Origin of the sequence: Abyssibacter sp., from assembly GCF_964229365.1 — a bacterium.
In the GTDB taxonomy this organism is placed as follows: domain Bacteria; phylum Pseudomonadota; class Gammaproteobacteria; order Nevskiales; family OUC007; genus Abyssibacter.
Window position 1 is genome coordinate 1 of the sequence record NZ_CAXRDQ010000032.1, and the last position, 17,687, is coordinate 17,687.

The 17,687-nt window shown below is 63.5% G+C and carries 15 protein-coding genes, 1 tRNA gene and 1 pseudogene; 9 read left to right on the forward strand and 8 right to left on the reverse strand.

Translation table 11 applies throughout. The features are described from left to right. The 3 genes from ACE1EY_RS05385 to ACE1EY_RS05395 all read left to right on the forward strand — a co-directional run. Window positions 1–1,036: ABC transporter permease (locus tag ACE1EY_RS05385; RefSeq protein WP_370299631.1), on the forward strand; the 1,036-nt coding region annotated here is incomplete at its 5' end. Between the two features lie 47 nt (window positions 1,037–1,083). Continuing rightward, complete coding sequence (locus tag ACE1EY_RS05390) at window positions 1,084–2,424, forward strand: sigma-54 dependent transcriptional regulator (protein ID WP_291512449.1); 1,341 nt, start codon at window positions 1,084–1,086, stop codon at window positions 2,422–2,424. Beyond that, a complete protein-coding gene (locus ACE1EY_RS05395; protein WP_291512450.1) occupies window positions 2,421–3,773 on the forward strand; it encodes an ATP-binding protein in 1,353 nt (450 codons plus the stop codon). The genes ACE1EY_RS05390 and ACE1EY_RS05395 overlap by 4 nt, the downstream gene beginning before the upstream one ends. Window positions 3,774–3,804: 31 nt before the next feature. On the opposite strand, the gene ACE1EY_RS05400 is transcribed toward ACE1EY_RS05395, so the two are convergent. The 6 genes and pseudogenes from ACE1EY_RS05400 to cysC all read right to left on the reverse strand — a co-directional run bounded on the left by ACE1EY_RS05400 (window position 3,805) and on the right by cysC (window position 8,681). Beyond that, window positions 3,805–4,494, reverse strand: coding sequence for an extensin family protein (locus tag ACE1EY_RS05400; RefSeq protein WP_291512451.1), 690 nt, complete (start codon window positions 4,492–4,494; stop codon window positions 3,805–3,807). Between the two features lie 33 nt (window positions 4,495–4,527). Further along, a complete protein-coding gene (locus ACE1EY_RS05405) occupies window positions 4,528–5,451 on the reverse strand; it encodes an oxidoreductase (RefSeq protein ID WP_291512452.1) in 924 nt (307 codons plus the stop codon). 107 nt (window positions 5,452–5,558) lie between these two features. Then, window positions 5,559–5,798 (reverse strand): annotated as a pseudogene (locus tag ACE1EY_RS05410) (type II toxin-antitoxin system RelE/ParE family toxin); the annotation flags it as partial. A 62-nt stretch (window positions 5,799–5,860) separates the two neighbouring features. Beyond that, on the reverse strand, window positions 5,861–6,826 hold the full coding sequence (locus ACE1EY_RS05415; protein ID WP_291512453.1) for a hypothetical protein: 966 nt from the start codon (window positions 6,824–6,826) through the stop codon (window positions 5,861–5,863). A gap of 11 nt (window positions 6,827–6,837) precedes the next feature. Continuing rightward, window positions 6,838–8,019 carry a sulfate adenylyltransferase gene (sat, locus tag ACE1EY_RS05420; protein ID WP_370299633.1) on the reverse strand — a complete coding sequence of 394 codons (1,182 nt, stop codon included), beginning with the start codon at window positions 8,017–8,019 and terminating at the stop codon, window positions 6,838–6,840. A 44-nt stretch (window positions 8,020–8,063) separates the two neighbouring features. Beyond that, a complete protein-coding gene (gene cysC, locus ACE1EY_RS05425) occupies window positions 8,064–8,681 on the reverse strand; it encodes an adenylyl-sulfate kinase (protein ID WP_291512455.1) in 618 nt (205 codons plus the stop codon). Between the two features lie 113 nt (window positions 8,682–8,794). On the opposite strand from cysC, the gene ACE1EY_RS05430 reads away from it, so the two are divergent. Together ACE1EY_RS05430 and ACE1EY_RS05435 are read left to right on the forward strand one after the other, a co-directional pair. Beyond that, window positions 8,795–9,718, forward strand: a complete 924-nt coding sequence (locus ACE1EY_RS05430; RefSeq protein ID WP_370299634.1) for a LysR family transcriptional regulator — start codon at window positions 8,795–8,797, stop codon at window positions 9,716–9,718. 8 nt (window positions 9,719–9,726) lie between these two features. Next, a complete protein-coding gene (locus tag ACE1EY_RS05435; RefSeq protein WP_370299635.1) occupies window positions 9,727–11,307 on the forward strand; it encodes a thioredoxin family protein in 1,581 nt (526 codons plus the stop codon). Window positions 11,308–11,620: 313 nt separating this feature from the next. On the opposite strand, the gene ACE1EY_RS05440 is transcribed toward ACE1EY_RS05435, so the two are convergent. After that, a tRNA-Val gene (locus ACE1EY_RS05440) sits at window positions 11,621–11,697 on the reverse strand. Window positions 11,698–11,812: 115 nt separating this feature from the next. Between ACE1EY_RS05440 and ACE1EY_RS05445 the strand changes: the two genes are divergently transcribed. The 4 genes from ACE1EY_RS05445 to ACE1EY_RS05460 all read left to right on the forward strand — a co-directional run bounded on the left by ACE1EY_RS05445 (window position 11,813) and on the right by ACE1EY_RS05460 (window position 14,394). Then, complete coding sequence (locus ACE1EY_RS05445; protein ID WP_370299636.1) at window positions 11,813–12,400, forward strand: Crp/Fnr family transcriptional regulator; 588 nt, start codon at window positions 11,813–11,815, stop codon at window positions 12,398–12,400. 71 nt (window positions 12,401–12,471) lie between these two features. Then, on the forward strand, window positions 12,472–12,960 hold the full coding sequence (locus ACE1EY_RS05450; protein ID WP_370299637.1) for an SRPBCC family protein: 489 nt from the start codon (window positions 12,472–12,474) through the stop codon (window positions 12,958–12,960). Window positions 12,961–13,132: 172 nt separating this feature from the next. Continuing rightward, window positions 13,133–13,753: a hypothetical protein gene (locus tag ACE1EY_RS05455; protein ID WP_370299638.1), complete on the forward strand. Its 621-nt coding sequence runs from the start codon at window positions 13,133–13,135 to the stop codon at window positions 13,751–13,753. A 5-nt stretch (window positions 13,754–13,758) separates the two neighbouring features. Beyond that, the gene (locus ACE1EY_RS05460; protein WP_370299639.1) at window positions 13,759–14,394 is read left to right on the forward strand and encodes a hypothetical protein; all 636 of its coding nucleotides are present in this window, start codon (window positions 13,759–13,761) and stop codon (window positions 14,392–14,394) included. A gap of 112 nt (window positions 14,395–14,506) precedes the next feature. On the opposite strand, the gene ACE1EY_RS05465 is transcribed toward ACE1EY_RS05460, so the two are convergent. Next, the gene (locus ACE1EY_RS05465; RefSeq protein ID WP_370299640.1) at window positions 14,507–17,572 is read right to left on the reverse strand and encodes a PKD domain-containing protein; all 3,066 of its coding nucleotides are present in this window, start codon (window positions 17,570–17,572) and stop codon (window positions 14,507–14,509) included. Window positions 17,573–17,687: the final 115 nt, after the last annotated feature.

The following is a 17,687-nucleotide window of genomic DNA, read 5'->3' on the forward strand; positions in this document are numbered from 1 at the left end:
TATTCGCAGCTCGACCCTGGATGATGCCGCCGAGCGATCGGTGCGCACGGCAGAAGACCTGGCCGCGCTGCAAACCGTGGCCGGCGTGGTTGAGGTGGCTGCGGTGCAGCAGGTTCCGTTCGGCAATTCGTCGTGGAATTCCGGCTTGAGCGTGGAGCGGGGCGCACCGCCGGTAACCGGTGCCACGAACTACTTCGATTCGGGCAACCTGGTGAGCACGCTGGGCTTGAGGCTGACGGCCGGGCGTGATTTCCGCCCGGATGAGTACATCGAGTTCGATGCGCTTTTTCGCGCGGATGTCGAGGTTGTCGGTTCGGCGATCATCACCCAGGCTCTGGCCGACAAACTCTGGCCGGACGAGCCGGCGCTGGGCAAGTTCTTTTACACCGACCAGGACCCGATTCGCGTCATCGGCATTGTCGACACGCTCATTCGCCCTTCTTTCCGCGCCGTCGCGGACGCACCCATGAGTGTGATCTATCCGGTGCGCAACACGCCGGGGCTGCAATACCTGATGCGGGTCCGGCCACCGGCTGATCTGGACGCCGTGCTGAAGCAGGCGGAGACGGCGCTGCGTGAGGTCCACTCGGGTCGCTTGATCTCGCGGGCGGAAACCTTCGAGTCGATGCGCGAGCATTTCTTCCGGGGTGACCGGGTCATGGCCATGCTGCTAATCGGTGTGATCGTGGCGCTACTCGTCGTCACGGCGCTGGGTATCGTGGGGCTGGCCAGCTTCTGGGTGCAAGGGCGCCGCCGCCAGATTGGTATTCGCCGCGCGCTGGGTGCCACACGTGGCTCGATTCTTCGCTACTTTCAGCTGGAGAACTTCCTGATCGTCACCGCCGGAGTTGTGACCGGCATGTTCGCTGCCTACGGGGTCAACGCCTGGCTGATGCAGCACTACGAGCTGTCGCGCCTGCCGATGTACTACCTGCCCATCGGCGCCATCGGGCTCTGGGTGCTCGGGCAGCTGTCCGTGCTATCGCCCGCGCTGCGTGCCATGCGGGTACCTCCGGCGCTGGCAACCAAGGCGTGACGTCATCAAAAATGGCAGGCTTGCCAGCGCAATCAGAGTTTCCCTAGATGTCCACCGTACTGATCATCGACGACAACCACGCGGTTTGCGAGGCACTGGAGCTGCTGCTGTCGCTGCAGGCGATCCGGGCCTTGAGCGCGGAGACCCCCGAGGCCGGTTTGCGACTGCTGGACGCGTCCGATGTGGACCTGGTCATCCAGGACATGAACTTCACCGAGGACACGACATCGGGCGAGGAGGGCGAGGCCCTGTTCCGGCAGATTCGCGAACGTCATCCCGATCTCCCGGTCATTCTGCTCACGGCCTGGACGCATCTGGAATCCGCGGTCGAGCTGGTCAAGGCCGGGGCGGCGGACTATGTCGCCAAACCCTGGGATGATCAGAAACTGGTGACCACAGTGGTCAACCTGCTCGAGCTTTCGGAATCCACCCGCGCTGTCATGCAGGTTCACCGCGAGCGCCGCCGCCGTCGCAGCGCGCTGGAATCACGCTACGACCTGCGCGGCGTGGTGTATGCCTCCGATGCCTCCGAGCGCGTCGTGGAGCTCGCCTGCCAGGTCGCGCGTTCCGAGATTCCCGTGCTGATCACCGGCCCCAACGGTGCTGGCAAGGAGCGCATTGCCGACATTGTTCATTCGAATTCGTCGGTCAGCGACGGCCCCTTCATCACCGTGAACTGCGGCGCCTTGCCGGCCGAGCTGATCGAGGCCGAGCTGTTCGGGGCCGAGGCGGGCGCCTACACCGGGGCGAACAAGGCGCGGCCCGGCCGGTTCGAAGTCGCCGACGGTGGCACGCTGTTTCTGGATGAAATCGGCAATCTGCCGCTGTCCGGTCAGGTGAAACTGCTGCGTGTGCTGGAAACTGGCCGCTTCGAACGGCTGGGGGCCTCGCGCACGCTCAAGACCAAGGTGCGTGTGCTTAGCGCGACCAATTCGGACCTGCCGGCGATGATTGCCGAGGGCAGCTTTCGGGAGGATTTGTACTACCGGCTGAACGTGATCGAATTGCGGCTGCCGCCGCTCACGCAGCGCCATGAGGACATCCTGCCCCTGGCCGAGCACTTTCTCGGCGGCGAGGCACAGCTGTCCGACGAGGCCCGTCGTGCGCTGGAACAGCATCGCTGGCCCGGCAATGTGCGCGAGCTGCGCAATGCCATCGAGCGGGCGCGGCTGCTGTGCCGTGACGGCGTCATCCAGCCCGAAGACCTGAATCTGCCACGGCAAGCGGCCGCGGAATCGCATCGCAATCTGGACGAGCCCGATCGGGCCTCCATCGAGTCGGCACTGGACGCTGCGAACGGCACCGTCAGCCGCGCCGCACGTTCCTTGGGGTTGTCGCGCCAGGCGTTGTACCGTCGGATGGAGCGCTTCGGCCTGTCGACAGATTGAATGATCCGATCTCCCCATCGCGCGGCATGAAAACCCGTCGGCTCTCGCTGGAAGGCAAGCTGGGTGGCTTGCTGTTCCTGGTATTCGCGCTGGGCGCCACGACCGGCGTGTGGCTCTGGCGCTGGCTGGGGGATGGCGGCGCGGTCGCACTGGGGATCGGTGGCGCTGGCGTGGCGATCTCGCTGCTCCTGGCCCGGCCCGCGGTGCGCCGGATTCGCCGCTTGCTGCGAGCGCTGCAGGGCGCGGTGGCGAGCTACCGGGACGGTGATTTCAGTATTTCCACGGCCGAGGACGGGGGCGACGAACTCAGCGAACTGGTCGAGTTGCACAACGAACTCGGGCGCACGCTGCGAGAGCAGCGCCAGCACCTGGTCCAGCGCGAATTGTTGCTCGATACCGTGGTTCAAAATACTCCGGTCGCGCTGGTCCTGGCCGACCACGGTGGCCGGGTCGCGTATTCGAACCTCGCCGCCCGCAAACTGTTCAACGACGGCAAGAGCCTGGGCGGACTGGATTTTCTTCAGCTCGTGTCCGCATTGCCATCCGAAGTCAGCGAGTCCGTAGCCGGGGGCGAGGACAGCCTGTTCAGCCTGATGCTGGACGGAGCCGAGGAGACCTTTCACATCTCGCAGCGAGGATTCCGCCTACAGGGGCGGGCGCATCGCCTGTACCTGTTCCGGCGAATGACACGTGAGCTTTCGCGGCAGGAGGTCGCGACCTGGAAGAAGGTGATCCGAGTGCTGAGCCACGAGCTGAACAACTCGCTGGCGCCCATCTCCTCCATGGCGCATTCGGGCGCTGAGCTCGCCAAGCGGGGCGATGTGCAGGCGATCCCGCGAGTGCTGGATGCCATCGCAGAACGTGCGCGACATCTGCATGGTTTCGTCGACGGCTACGCCCGGTTTGCCAAACTGCCGACGCCACGCCTGGAGTCGGTGGGCTGGAACGAGTTGGTCGACACGTTGCTGGCGCAGGTGAACTTCTCGGTGCCGCAGACGCTACCCGACAGCCCGGTGTGGATGGATCGTGTGCAGTTCGAGCAGGTGCTGATCAACCTGATCAAGAACGCCCACGAAGCGGGCAGCCCCGCAGAGTCGGTGGAACTGGTCGTGTCGCAAGCCGGGCGGGAATTCCGCATCGATGTGCAGGATCGCGGCAGCGGCATGAACGAATCCGTCCTCGCCAACGCCTTGCTGCCGTTTTACTCCACCAAACGCAGCGGCACCGGGTTGGGACTGGCGCTCACACGCGAGATCGTCGAGGCGCATGGCGGGCGGTTGCAGCTGTCGAACCGGGCGACGGGTGGATTACGGGTGAGGATGTTCTTGCCTGCCATGCCAGGACGGTAGCTGGCCCATGGCGGGTGCCGGTGTGACCGAATCAGCGGCAGACACCGAATCCGCCGCGCCAGTCCAGGTGAAAGTGATCCCGATGCGCAGCGTTGTAGTCGGGTCCCAGCGTCGTGGAGAACAGATCGCAGGCACCGTCATGTACGGCGCGCAGGAACTCGCCATTGGTGTCGTCATTCCAATGCGACGCGACCGTGACCCGCTGGCCGTCTGACAGGCGAAACCCGGCGACATCCCAGGCATTGGCGGTGGCGTGTTCGCTGCGTCGGCCGCCTTCACGGTTGTAGAGATTGCGGCAGGCGTAGGACCCGAAGTGGTCGATTCGCCGGATGTCCTGTCCGAATGCGTCCTGCGCGGCTGGCTGCACGACGTGATGCTGCCATAGGGCGATGGACGCAGCCATGCGGCAGGTGACGCTGAAGTGGCCGGAATACGCCACCGGACCGGTGTCGATGCGGACGGCGTCGTATAGCCCGCAGCCTTCACCGGTGGGGCGATCCTCAAGAACGGCGTAGCGCAGGTCGGTTTGCTGCAGAAATCGCAGGCAGGCTGCTGGTTCGTCATCAAACTGGCCGAGCTTGTAGCCGGTGAGCCAGTTGGGCGGTGTCGCCGGGGACAGCGGCGCCCATGGGAGATGGCGATCCGGGATACGCAGGCCGGATCGCCACGCCAGCGCGGCGCACAGAACAAGCAGCAGCAGGAGAAACAGGGTCCGGAACATGCCGGATTTGGACCCCTGCAGACGCGATTTTGCTCAGTCGGACAGGTAGCGAACGTCGGTGAGCTGCTCGGAGACAGACCACAACCGTTCGCCGATGACCGAATCGCGCGCCTGTTTCCGGCAGCCGACCTTTTCAGGGTGGCCGCGCATTTGCTGCAGGCCGTCCGGCCCGATGTAGTCGCCGCTGGTCACGTGACTGGCGGTGGCAGCGTACAGCGAGGGCAGCGCGCCCATTTTCGCGGGTTGCCCGATCACGGCATTGCCGATAGTCATCACTAACCGCTCGATCATCGACTTGCGCTGTGCGGCCGCGACGAACTGCAGATTGGTGGAGGCGTAACCCGGATGCGCACCGGCAACGATGATGTTGCGCCTGGCTGCAATCATCCGCCGCGACAACTCGAACATGAAGGTCAGATTCGCCAGCTTGCTGTCACCGTAAGCCTGCCAGCGCTTGTAGCGACGCTGCTCCCAGGCGAGGTCGTCGAAATTGATCGCCGGTGTCCAGCGGTGCGCCATGCTCGCGAGGCTAACAATGCGGCCGCCATCGCGGATCTGGTCCAGCAGCAGGCCGGTCAGGGCGAAATGGCCGAGGTGGTTGGTGCCGAACTGCATCTCGAAGCCGTCGGCGGTCTTCGAGTAGGGCACGGCCATCACGCCTGCATTGTTGATCAACAGATCGATCGGCCGGTTCTCGAGTCCGCTCGCAAACGTCCGCACGGACTCAAGACTGGCCAGATCCAGCGGCGCGAACTCGATGCTTGCGTCGTCGACCTCGCCACGCAGAGCATCCATGGCCTGGGTGGCCTTGGACTCGCTGCGGCAGGCCATGATCACCTGGGCACCGGCGGCCGCGAGGGCGCGCGCGGTGTGATAGCCCAGCCCGCTGTTGGCGCCGGTGACCACGGCGGTCTTGCCGGTCAGGTTGGGGATGTCCGTTTCCGTCCAGTGCGTCATTGCAAGCCTCAGCGGTGAGAAGGGGTGCGTAGAACTAACACGTTCGCGGCAGGCTTTACATGGCAGCGCGACAAAATCAGTGTTTCCTTAAACCGAGCGAAGGATCGTCACTGGTTTGATTGCTCCCACGGTTTGCCCGACATGTTCGCGATTGCCCGGGCGCCATGAATGACCGCCAGCACGGTCACTGATGATTCGTGGACCCAGTAGAGCCTGCGGTAACCGTGATGAATCAGTTCGCGAATCTCTTCGGTGGTTTCGCTAGCTTCCGGAACGACGCGACCGCGCCGAGGAAGCGCCGACAGCAATTCGACTGCCGCCAGCAGCGCCGTGACGAAATTGGCCGCATTGCCAGGAGAGTCTCAATCTGAGCGGCGACGAACACCAGGGCCAGTCGTCCGTCGTCCGTCTATGCGGCGAACTGCGCCTTCATTGCCTCGACAAACGCCCCGAACTGATCCCCTGGAAGATCGTTCACGCCGGCGGCTGCCGCGCGGCCCCCTCCGGTCGGGAATTGCCGGCAAAGCTCATCAGCTCCGGACTTGCGGTTCAGCGGCGCGCGAACGCTGATCAGGTAGTTGCCGTTGGCCTTCTCGGTGAGCACCGCGTGGGCACGATCCGGAGACGCATTGGCCAGCGCGTTGCCAAAGACGCCGCTGACACGCCTGGCCCAGGGCTCGTCGGGCAGGATCAGGAAAGCCGCATCGTCGTTGGACGCCGGGTCCAGCGGTGTTGATTCGGCGCTGGTCATGTCGGCCTTGTAGCCGGCAATCAGCGTCTGCGAGGTGTCCGGTGCATCGCGCAAGAAGCCGAGCGGCGAGCGATGCTGCACGGCTTCCCGGTACAGGGCTTCGGGCGTGAAGTGCAGATCATCCAGGCTGGAGCCGTAGCCGTTGTAGTTCATCGCGATGCCGAGCTCCTCGAGCTGATCGAGTGCGTCGGCGGATAGATCCGTCTGCTTCGCGAGGGTGTGGGCGCTCACCGACAGGTTGTCGCCGAACGCGCCGACCAGCGCCCATTCCACGAAGGCGTTTTTCAGCTCGCCATTGACCAGCAGGCTGGTGCAGACATCCGAGGCCGGATTGATGTGCGCGTTCAGGCCAGGGTGGTCGGGAATCTCGCCCGCATAGTGATGATCGACGTAATGCACCTGGGCGCCGCCATCCAGCAGCCGCAGGACATCGTCACGGTTCTTGTCCAGCGACACGTCCAGCACGGTGACGCGATCGCCCGAACCGGCCTCGATACGCTTGACCAGGCTGATGTCGCGCTTGACGCCGGTGATCAGCGTCGCATCACGCGGCTCGGCCAGCCGAAGCTGGACGAGCGCGCAAACCCCATCTGCATCGCCATTGAAGGCGTCAAAATCAGACATTAATCAGGACCTTACTGGGTGCTTTGATAGTAGTCCATCAAGACTTTGGCGACTTCTGGACGGGAGAATTCTGGCGGCGGCGCCATGCCCTTGCCGAGCATTTCACGCACCTTGGTGCCGGATAGCAGCACGAAGTCTTCCTTCGCGTGATCCGGCGCCTCGCGCATCATCACGACCTTGTCCAGCTTCTTGGAGTAGGCGGTGTGGTCGGCCTCGAAGATCTCGATGTCCAACGCGCCGGCCGGCACCTTGTCCTGGAAGATGGTCTGCGCGTCGAAGGCGCCGTAGTAGTCGCCCACACCGGCGTGGTCGCGGCCGACGATCAGGTAGTTCGCACCCATGTTCTGGCGGAAGACTGCATGCAGCACCGCCTCGCGAGGGCCCGCGTAGAGCATGTCGAAGCCGTAGCCGGTGATCATCACCGTATTCGGCGGGAAGTACTGATCGACCATGGTGCGGATGCAGTTGTCGCGCACATCGGCCGGGATGTCGCCCTTCTTGAGCTTGCCCAGCAGCATGTGGATGACGATACCGTCGGCACCCAGGCGCTCCTGGGCCATACGGCAAAGCTCCTCATGGGCGCGGTGCATGGGGTTGCGGGTCTGGAAGGCGACAACCTTGTTCCAGCCGCGTTCGGCGATCTCGTTGCGGATTTCCACGGCGGTGCGGAAGGTGGCCGGGAAGTCGGCAGCGAAGTAGCTGAAGTTCAATACCTGAATCGACCCCGACAGCAAGGTGTTGCCCAGGCTCAGGAAGGTGGAGACGCCGGGGTGGTCGCCGTCCAGCGTGCCGAAGATCTGCTCGGCCATGGTCTTGAGGTCATCGTCGGACACGGTCTCGACCGCGGCGACATCCATCACCGCGAGGATCGGGTTGCCGTCGACATTGGGGTCACGCAGCGCCAGCTTGCCCGTTTGCACATCGGTGGTCTGGGTCAGATTCATGACCGGAACGGGCCAGAACAGCCCGTCGGTGGTTTTCAGGTCTTTGGCGACGGACAGCGCGTCCGCCTTGTTCATGTAACCCGTCAGCGGGTTGAAGTAGCCGCCCGCCATCATCACCGCGTTGGCGGCGGCGGCGGAGTTCAGCAACAGGCTGGGCAGGGATTCGGCTTCGGCGAGCAGGGCGGCGCGGGCGGCGTCGTCTTCGACGTACAGCGGGTTCAGGGTTTCGGAACCGTGCGGCTTGATCATGGGGTTGTCCTTGTCGGTTGAATGCTTGGAGGGCGGGGTGCGGTTCAGGCCGGCAACACGCCGCGCTGCTTGAGCAGATCGATCACGGCGATGACCTCGTCTTCCAGGCTCATCTCGTGGCTGTTGAGCACCAGTTCTGGCTTCTCAGGCGCCTCATAAGGGTCGCTAATCCCGGTGAAGTTCGGGATTTCGCCGGCGCGGGCCTTCTTGTAAAGGCCCTTGGGGTCGCGCTCCTCGGCGACCGCCAGCGGAACGTTGACGTAGATCTCGATGAAATCCATGCCATCGTCTTCATGCAGCTTGCGGACGATGTCGCGGTCCGTCCGGTAGGGGCTCACGAAGCTGGATAACGCGAGCACGCCCGAGTCGACGAACAACTTGGCGATTTCGCCGATGCGACGGATGTTCTCAGCGCGATCTTCGGCGGAAAAGCCGAGATTCTTGTTGATGCCGTGGCGCACGTTGTCGCCGTCCAGCCGATACACCAGCCGGCCTTGCGCGAATAGCGCCTGTTCCAGCGCCACGGCGACCGTGCTCTTGCCGGAACCGGATAGCCCGGTGAACCAAATCGTAGCGCCTTTCTGGCCCAGCAACTGGTTGCGATTGTCCCGGGTGACGTCGCCGTCATGCCAGGTGATGTTGGTGGCCTTTTGATCGTTCATGCGCGTGCTGCCCGCTGGCTGGTGAAGGAGAAGCGCAAGTCTAGGCTGAATCGAAACATTCTAAAAATAGATAAAAAAGATATGATCAATGCAGAAAAGAGAATGGTCATGGCATGAATCTGAATCATCTGGCGATCTTCCGGGCCGTGGCGCAGGTGGGAAGCATCACCGGAGGCGCCGCGCAGCTCGGTATTTCGCAATCGGCTGTCTCACGCCAGCTCGCGGAATTCGAGCAGCGTCAGGGCGTGCTGCTGTTTGACCGGCTGCCGCGTGGCGTTCGGCTGACCGCGCCGGGCCGCGTGTTGCTGGACTACGCAGATCGGCTGTTCTCCATCGAGGCGCAGGCCAAGCAGGCGCTGGACGACATGCGGCATCGCCGCCAGGGACGGCTGGCGATCGGTTCCAGCCGCACCATCGCCGCCTATATGCTTCCGCGGGCATTCGCGGCCTATCGGCCCGCCAACCCGGGCGTGGAGTTGTCGCTGGCGGTGGAGAACACCGACACCATCGAACGCAAGCTGCTGGATGGAGAGATCGACATCGGCTTTGCCGAGGGCGTGGCGGATGATGCCGCGCTGGACTACACCGTCTTCGCCCACGACGAGCTGGTGCTCATCGCATCGCCTTCGCATCGGCTGGCCGGGCGCTCCGATGTCGCCTTGGACGAGCTGCAGGGTGAGGATGTGTTGATGCACGAAACCGGCTCCGGAACCCGCGCCGTGACCGAACAACTGCTCGCCGAGCGGCGGTTGCGGCTTCATCCGGCGATGACCCTGGCCAGCACCGAGGCGCTCAAGCAGACCGTGGCGGCAGGCGTCGGTCTTGCCTTTTTGTCCTCTCAGGCCATCCACATGGAGCTGGCAGCCGGTCTTTTGGTGCAAATCCGCATCCGGGGCGGCCCGTTCAGCCGGCCCCTTTACCGCGTCTTGCCGCGGAGCTCGTCGTCCAGTCCGGCCCTGCGCAGCTTTCTGGAAACCATTGGCGCCTGTTTCCTCCCGTCGGCCGGATCGGCGACCATGTCCGGATCAAGGTCATGAGACGCACCATGCGCGCAAGATTCATCCGCCGAGTCAGTCCGGTCGCACTGGCATTGCTGGTCCTGGTCGCCTGCTCCAGAAGCGACGAGCCATCGTCGACCCAGGCAGCCGATGCCGACGACAACAACGCGAGCATCGCCTGGTTTGACGGCACGGTGGACGACGCACTGATCGCCGCGGAGGATCGCCGCAAGCCCGTCTTTCTGTATTGGGGTGCCAAGTGGTGCCCGCCCTGCATGCAGTTGAAGACCACGGTGTTCAACCGGCCGGCGTTCATCGAAACAACGCGTCTGTTCGTTCCGGTCTACCTGGACGGTGACACCCCGGGCGCGCAGCGCTGGGGCGAACACTTCGGCATCGTCGGCTATCCCACCTTGATTGTTCTGCGACCGGATGGAACCGAACTCACGCGGATTAGTTCGGGTATGGATCTGGAGGCCTATCCCCGTGTGCTCAAGATCGCGGCCAGGCAGACCCGGCCCGCCGAAGCCCTGCTGACCGCGGCCCTGGCCGAGCCGGACAGCCTTGCCGTGGCGGACTGGGACCTGCTCGCCAACTACGGCTGGTGGGTCGACCGCGGCACCCTGCTGGGCGAGCGGAGCATGGCCGAGGTCATGTCGCAGCTTGCCCAGGGTGCACCAACAGCCGAGTTACAGGATCAGTTCGCATTGCTGCAATACGCGGCGTTGCTAAGCGCCTCTGACGATCCCGAAACGCTGCTCACGGCAGCACAGCAGGAGCAGGCCCGAATGCTGTTGCTGCGGCTGATCGAGGCGCCTGCGCGATTGCGCGCCAATATCGACACCCTGAACTATTTCGCCGTCGGCCTGGTGATGGCGTCGGCGGCCGACGCCGAGCGACGCGAAGCACTGGCCGAGCGGCTGGACATCGCAATGCGGTCCGTCGGCTCAGCGGATGGCTTCACGATCAAGGACCGGCTCTATGCCCAGCGCACCCGCGTTGAGCTCGTCAAGGCACTGAATCCCGACGCGCCGATCCCGGCAGCAATGATCGCTGATGTGCGCGAGACCGTGGCCTGGGCGGACCAGGCCGCCGAGACGCCGCAGGAGCGCCAGGGCATGGCCAACTACGCCACCTACACGCTGGAGTCCGCGGACCTGCAGGCGGACGCCGAAGCGTTGCTCCTCAAGGAAATCGAGCGCTCGCCCGATGCCTACTACTTCATGCCGACGGTCGCGGAGTACGCCCAGGAACGGGGAGACACCGATCAGGCGCTGACGTGGTTGGAGCGTGCCTACGAGGAGTCCAGGGGGCCAGCCACGCGGGCCCAGTGGGGCCTGATCTACGTCGGTGGCCTGTTGGACATGCGTCCTGCCGCCACCGACCGGATCGAGCAGGTCATGACACAAATCATCGAAGAGTTGGCCGCCGAGCCGTCGGCGTTTTACCAGAGGACGCGGATGCGCTTCGTCCGGATTGATGGCGAGCTGAAGGCATGGGCCGAGCGCGAGGATGTGCAGCCCGCATTGCAGACACTCAATATGGCGATGGGCCGTGTTTGCGAACAGCTGCCCGAGGCCAGCGACATCCGAACGGATTGCGATGCGTTGTTTGGGGGCAACGCCTGAGACGAGCCGATACTGAACAGGCGGTTCCGAAGGTCTCCACGGGTGAGAGCCGAGTCCGAGGGCACCGACGAAACATTTCCAACGTCCCATCCATCTCGGGCGGACGCACCCGCCGCTCGGAGTCGCGGAACGGTCAGATGCGGGGCCTCGCCGGGCCGTGATAACGCGGCACCGCGCCGCGGACCAGACGCCCAAACAATGAAGTTGACCTCACGAGCTCCGCAAACGAAAACGGCCCGCAAGCGGGCCGTTTCGTTACCTAACCGTTACTGAAGCGTCACCGCTGCTGGAAGCAGCCGCAAGCGCCTGTAATTGGTAGGCGCGAGTGGACTCGAACCACCGACCCCCACCATGTCAAGGTGGTGCTCTAACCAGCTGAGCTACGCGCCTGAAGGGCCGCGGATTATGGAGTTAGAGGGCGAAATTGGCAAGCCTTGGTTACGTCGCGGCGTCCGCGTGTATCTTGTCCCCCCGTGACGCGCGGCGACGAGGCGAATTTTCATAGATGCTCCTTGGGGATAGTTCAGTGGCACTGGGGCGGTGTCTGACGCAGTCCGCCGGCGTGGATGCCGAGGAGATTGCCCCATTGGCCGCGTTGTTCTCGCCAGTTGAAGCTGAGGCCCGATCACGGCTCTGGGACATCGGCGCGCCCGCGCCGAAGCTCTACTTCGTCCAAGCCGGGCTGGTTCGCTTGGCCTATGCACAGCCGGACGGGAAGGAATACAACAAGGCGTTTCTTCGCGAGGGCATGTTCGTCGCCGCGCTCAGTGCGTCATTAACGGGGCAGCCGACGTCGTTCTTCGCCGAGACTCTGGAGCGGTGCCACCTACACGTGGCGGACTTTGAGCAGTTCCGGGCCGCTTCGATTGACGATCCGGTGTTGACCGGCGTCTGGCGGCATTTTCTGGAAGCCCAGTTCGTCCGGCAGGAGCAGCGTGAAGCCATGTTGCAGATGCTGGACGCCAAGGCGCGCTATCAGCGGCTGCGCGCTCTGGAGCCCGAGTTGTTCGAGCGTGTGCCGCAGTATCACATCGCTTCTTACCTGGGGATGAGCGAGGTCAGTTTGTCGCGGGTGATCGGGCAGGCGCGTTAACAAACGCTAATGCGGCCGCGCCAGGCCGATTTTACTGTTGCCGTCATCGTTACGCTGAAGGCAAGAAGCCGATGACATCCAAACCATCCCATCACCATCATCTGGTGGCTAGCGCTGACGTGGTGGTCGACTGCAGCCCCGACGTCGCCTATCGATATGCCATCGATCTGGACCGATTCGGTGACTGGTTTCCTGGCGTTCAGGCGATTTGCGCCGCCGATACGCTCGCGGTGGATGAACCAGGCAAGACGTACCTCGAGACTGTCGCCATCCCGCTACGAGGAACGCGCAGCGTCTGTGTGGTGTTGAAGACCCGCGAGCCTCACCGGCATTTTGCGACGGAAGCGGAGTTTCCGCCGTTACTGCCGCGGATGGAGATGGATTTCGCGGCCGTTGAGCCGCAGCGATGCCGAGTGCGTTGGCGCATGTACAGCCGCAGCCGGCGCCGCTGGTTTCGATGGCTACTCCTGCCGCTGGCTCGCCGAGTGATGCAACGTCGTGCCACGCGCGCGATGACGCTGCTGGGTCGGCAACTCGACGGTCGACGCCTCCCGACTTGAGCGACATTCGCCGCGTATAAACCTCGACAAAACTATAAAGAGTATCCGGTAACTAGCCGAAATAATTAACATCCTTATTGTCAAATCACGTCTGGGCACAGAGCTTGCAACACACTGGACATGCAAGGATTCTGGAGCGAGCCATAGGCTGATTGGCACTGAGGAGGTAGGTGTGAGAGCAACAACGGGCTTGTTGGACATGGGGCTGCGGGAGTATTTCGATACCTCCGTGCGTGAGGCGATGTCACATCAAAAGGTCGAAGCGACCGGCGAGACGGTGGTCTACCTCGTCGGGATGATGGCGGGCTTTGTGGAAGCCGAGCGCGTGTTCGAGACCACGGACGATGGCGTGGTACTGCAGCCGCTCACCGGTCTCTATCAGCAAGCCATCGAGGCGCCGAGCCCGGAGGCACGCAATGATGCATTGCAACGCCTCGGTGATCTGTCGCTGTTTATCTCGGGCGTTTTTCCGGAATGGCTGGAACGACGGCAGGTCGGGATTGGCTATTACGTTTCGATGGGTGGCAATGCCTATAGCTGTCTGCGGGACATCTACGACACATCGCGTGCTCGCGCCGTCTTCCGGGATATTTATGGCGAACTGGCGGAGAAGTTCTCCAGTTTCGTGGATGTGCTGCACGAAGTGTCTGAGCAGGCCGAACTGAAGTCGGACAGCGACGTGGTGCAGCTCTATACGCTGTGGGCGCAGACCGGGAGCAGTCGTGCGGCACGCCGGCTTCGCAGGCTGGGTATTCAGCCCTTGGCCGAAGGCGCGCCTACGGCGCGTCACTGAGCGACATGGACGGCGGTCCGCTATACGCGCTGCAAACCGAGTTGGAGCAGATCTACGCCTTGGCGCCAGCGCCTGATGTCACCGGTTTTCTGTTAAGCGACCGGGAGCAGGCGACGGCCTTGGGCGGTGTTGCCCCTGATCTGGACGAAGCCGTGCTGGTGCTGGAAGAGCCGGGCACGATGAACCTGGCTTTGTTTCTGGATGCTGACGTTGTGGAGCAACTCGCCGGCCACGACGTTCGAACGGACAATCTCGGGGCCTGGCTGCTCGCGGCGGAAGGGGTCAGCCATTTCGTCTGTCTGGTCAGGCGGGCGCAGCTTGACTGGCCCGTGACCCAGCTCGAACTGGAGTTGCAGGGCGAGATCGACAAGTTCCTGCTGGTCGAACGCCTGCTGGCGACGCAAGGTGTGCGCCTGCCCGCCACGGCGCTGCTGCGCTGGCTTTTCGACTACCCGGAGCTGCGCACCAGCCTGGACTCTCAGGAGCGCTGGCGCTACCGATTGGCGACACGACTCGCCAGATCCTATTGCCGGTGTCTGCCGCCAGTCTGCAGCGAGGAAGCCCGGCGTCGATCTCTTCGCGAATTCTATCGTCTTGCCGGCGCCCAGAAGGTCCAGCGCATTCGCAGCCTGACGCACTGATCTGCGGTTGCTGAAACCCCGGGACAAACACGTCGCCAGATCCGGCATCTGCACCACCAACAAAAAGCCCCCGACCGAAGTCGGGGGCTGAATGGCATTGCGGAGGCGCTTGCTAGCGGGTTCGACGGGTCAATCGCCGCGCCGCCCCGGTGAGCATCAGCAACGCCAGCAGCGGCCAACCCAGCGAACCACCGCCAGAGACCGTGCTGCCGCCCGAGCCGGAACCGCCGCCGGTGCCGACTTCGGTGACCACCAGGGTGTGTTCAGCCAGATTGCTGCTCTCAGCGCCGGTGGTGTCCTTGACCGTTGCCAGGGCACGGTAGGTGCCAGCGCTGTTGTACACATGAGTGATCGTGACGGATTCCTGGCCACCAAAGGGTTCGTCGCTGACGAAAGAGCCATCGCCGAAATCGACGGAGTAGCTGGATAGTGACTCTCCCTCCGGCGTCTGGCCCGAGATCGTGAAGTCCACGCTTAGCGGTGCTTCGCCCTCGGATACGCTGCCGGTCAGCGTGCCCAGCAGACCACCAACCAGGCCTTCACAGATCAGGTCGGTGCGCACGACGTAATCCGCCGGACCCGCCGTGTCGCGGCTGGGTGCGGAGGCCGAGCCCACGCGAGAGCGCACGTCAAAGCCTGCGATGATGTCACCGGCCGTCAGCTCGCCGAACAGTGACTTGGGCAACACGAACACGATCGTGCCATCGGCGCCGTAGGTGCTGCGCTCGTCCAACTCGCCCTCTGCGGTGAACGCGAGCAGGCCCTGGGGCAGCTCCGAGAACGTGCCGTATTCGAACGCCGGGATGCCTTCACCCACGTTCAAAGCGAAGTAGAAGTTGTCACGCAACGGGAACAGCACTGGGTAGAACGACGTGGGTGGCGGCTCCGTGGCCGTGAAGCTGGCCACTTTCAGCGTCACCACGAAGTTACCGGCGAACTCGGAGGGCTCGGCCACCGACAGCGAAATGATGTCATGGTCAGGAGTTGGCGAATCGCCTTCCGAATCCTGGATGATCACGTCGCCCGGCAGGCTGCAGGTATCGACGATCTGCGGCTCCTCGATCGGCAGGGTGACCAGATTGCTGTCACCCGCATCGCCGGCAGCGTTTTGCGCGACGATCCGGTAGGTGTACTCGGGCACAGCCGAACTGCCGGTCGTATCAACGAACTGCGTTCGGGCACCGGCATCACCGATGAACTCGAACGGACCGGCAGGCGATTCCGCGCGATACACCTGGTAATTGGTGATGTCAGTGCCGCCGTTGTCCGGAGCGCGCCAGACCACGAGTGTCTGGTCGACCGTTCTCAGGCTGGCGTCCTGCAGGGCACAGGCGGGCGCCGGCGGAATAGGCGTATCGAAGTTGAACTGCTGCCCGGCGAGATCATCGAATTCGGCATACAGCGTGCGCCCGCCGGATTGCCGCACAATCGTGCCCTTGGCGGCGAAGCTGTTCTGGCTGGGGTCGGCGACGCAACCGCCGATGCAACCATCGGCGTAAGCGAACATCGTTCGGCCGAGGTTATCGATCTCCAGATCATTGAAATCCAGCAGGTTGCGGTTGGTGCCGTCCGGCCCCACACCGCCAAAGCCCTGAACCGGGTCATTCGGGCTGACATTCACCAGCTGCCAGCTCTCGCCTCCGTCATACGTGGTTGCGATGTACGGATACCAGACACCTTCGAAGGCCAGATCGTCGTTCGGGCCGACTGTGGGGGTACCGAGGAAGGCGCAGGCTGCACGATCCGGATCACCGGCAATCATGGCGGGGAAGCGCGTGGCCACCAGGCCAGCGGCGGCGCCGATGTCCTGGTCGTTCACCCAGGTTTCGCCCTTGTCGTGAGAGACCGCAACATGGGCCGTGCCGTCGGCGTTTTCGTAGCACATGTAGGCCGTGCCATCGGTTGCCAGGCCAACGGACGGATCGGAACCCGCACCGCCGACGCTATCCGGCAGCACGCTGACGCGGTACGTGGTACCGGCGTCTTCGCTGACATGCGCGATGACCTTTTCGGAGGATCCATCCAGTCCGATGCTGGAGATACAGGGCGAGGCATCCGGAATGTATAAGGTGCCATCGGGTGCGACCTGCGGATGACCGTGCAGCGCACCAGCAGCGCAATCCAGGTTCTTGAACGGCGTGCCCGGCCCGAAGGTCTGGCCACCATCATCACTGCGCGCGCAAAAAGCCGCGGCGACGGACTGTGAACAGTAGTAAACCGCGTTGGGAAACAACAACCCTGCGGTCGGGAATCCTTCCGGGTAGGGGCCACTGACCACACCCTGGTGGTCGGCACCGCCGTTGGGCAGACCAATCTGGCCTGGAATCCACGTCTCGCCGTCGTCGTCGGTGTATTCGAACAGGCTGTTGGCACCGGCAAGCTGCGAATTGAATGTCCGCCCGGTGGCCTTGTCCGTGTACATGATCGGGTCCAGGCTGTTCAGCGTGGTGATCAGGCCAGACTTGTTCTCCCACTGGGCTTCACAGGCCTGTGGCAGCGCCTCGTCGAGGTTCTCGGGGAAGGTCACGCGCAGGGCGTTGGTGTACGAGATGAACATCGCCCGCTCGGTGAACGGGTTAAACCCGATGGTCGGTTCGCCGGCATCGTTGCCTTCGTTCGGCGGTGACACATAAATCGAGTAGCGGGGCGCCGTGGGGTCGAAGGGCACACGACCGTCGTTCCCAGAACCACCTTCGCCACCGCCGCCACCTTCAAAGAACTCCAGCGTCACGGTTGTGTCTGCGCTGGTGCCGGTGACCAGCCATGGGATCACGCGGACCGTAAAGGTCGTTGTGCCGGGGTCTACGACTTGGAACATCTCTTCCGGCGTACCGCCCGCGGCAGAGCTGTTGACCTGCGTGCCGCCGTCGTCGAGCAGGTAGATGTCGTAGTCCTCTCCAGCGGGCGCTACGGTGCGAATTCGCAGGCCGACCGAGGTGTTGTCGGGCAGCATGGCTGGCACCTCCACGGTGAGCGCGAAATCGTCGCAAGGCAGGACCGGGTCCTGACAAACACCGGTGTCGGGATAGCCCGGATTCGAAATGGCGTGAGGCCCGGAGACGAATGTCAGGGCGGGATCGCCTTCGCTCACCGTGCCGGATTCCGGGTCGGCGGCGAGCAGAAGGCCACTTGCCAGCAAGCAAGTGGACAATACAAACGGTCGTAGACTTGACGCCATCACGGCAGACTCCCCAGTCAGATTTGGTTGTGATGCGTTCGCAGCCATCAATGCTGCGTCGCGCATGGGCAATATTTCCCTATGCAGTTAGTATGCCTTTTTTCCCACAAGGTCG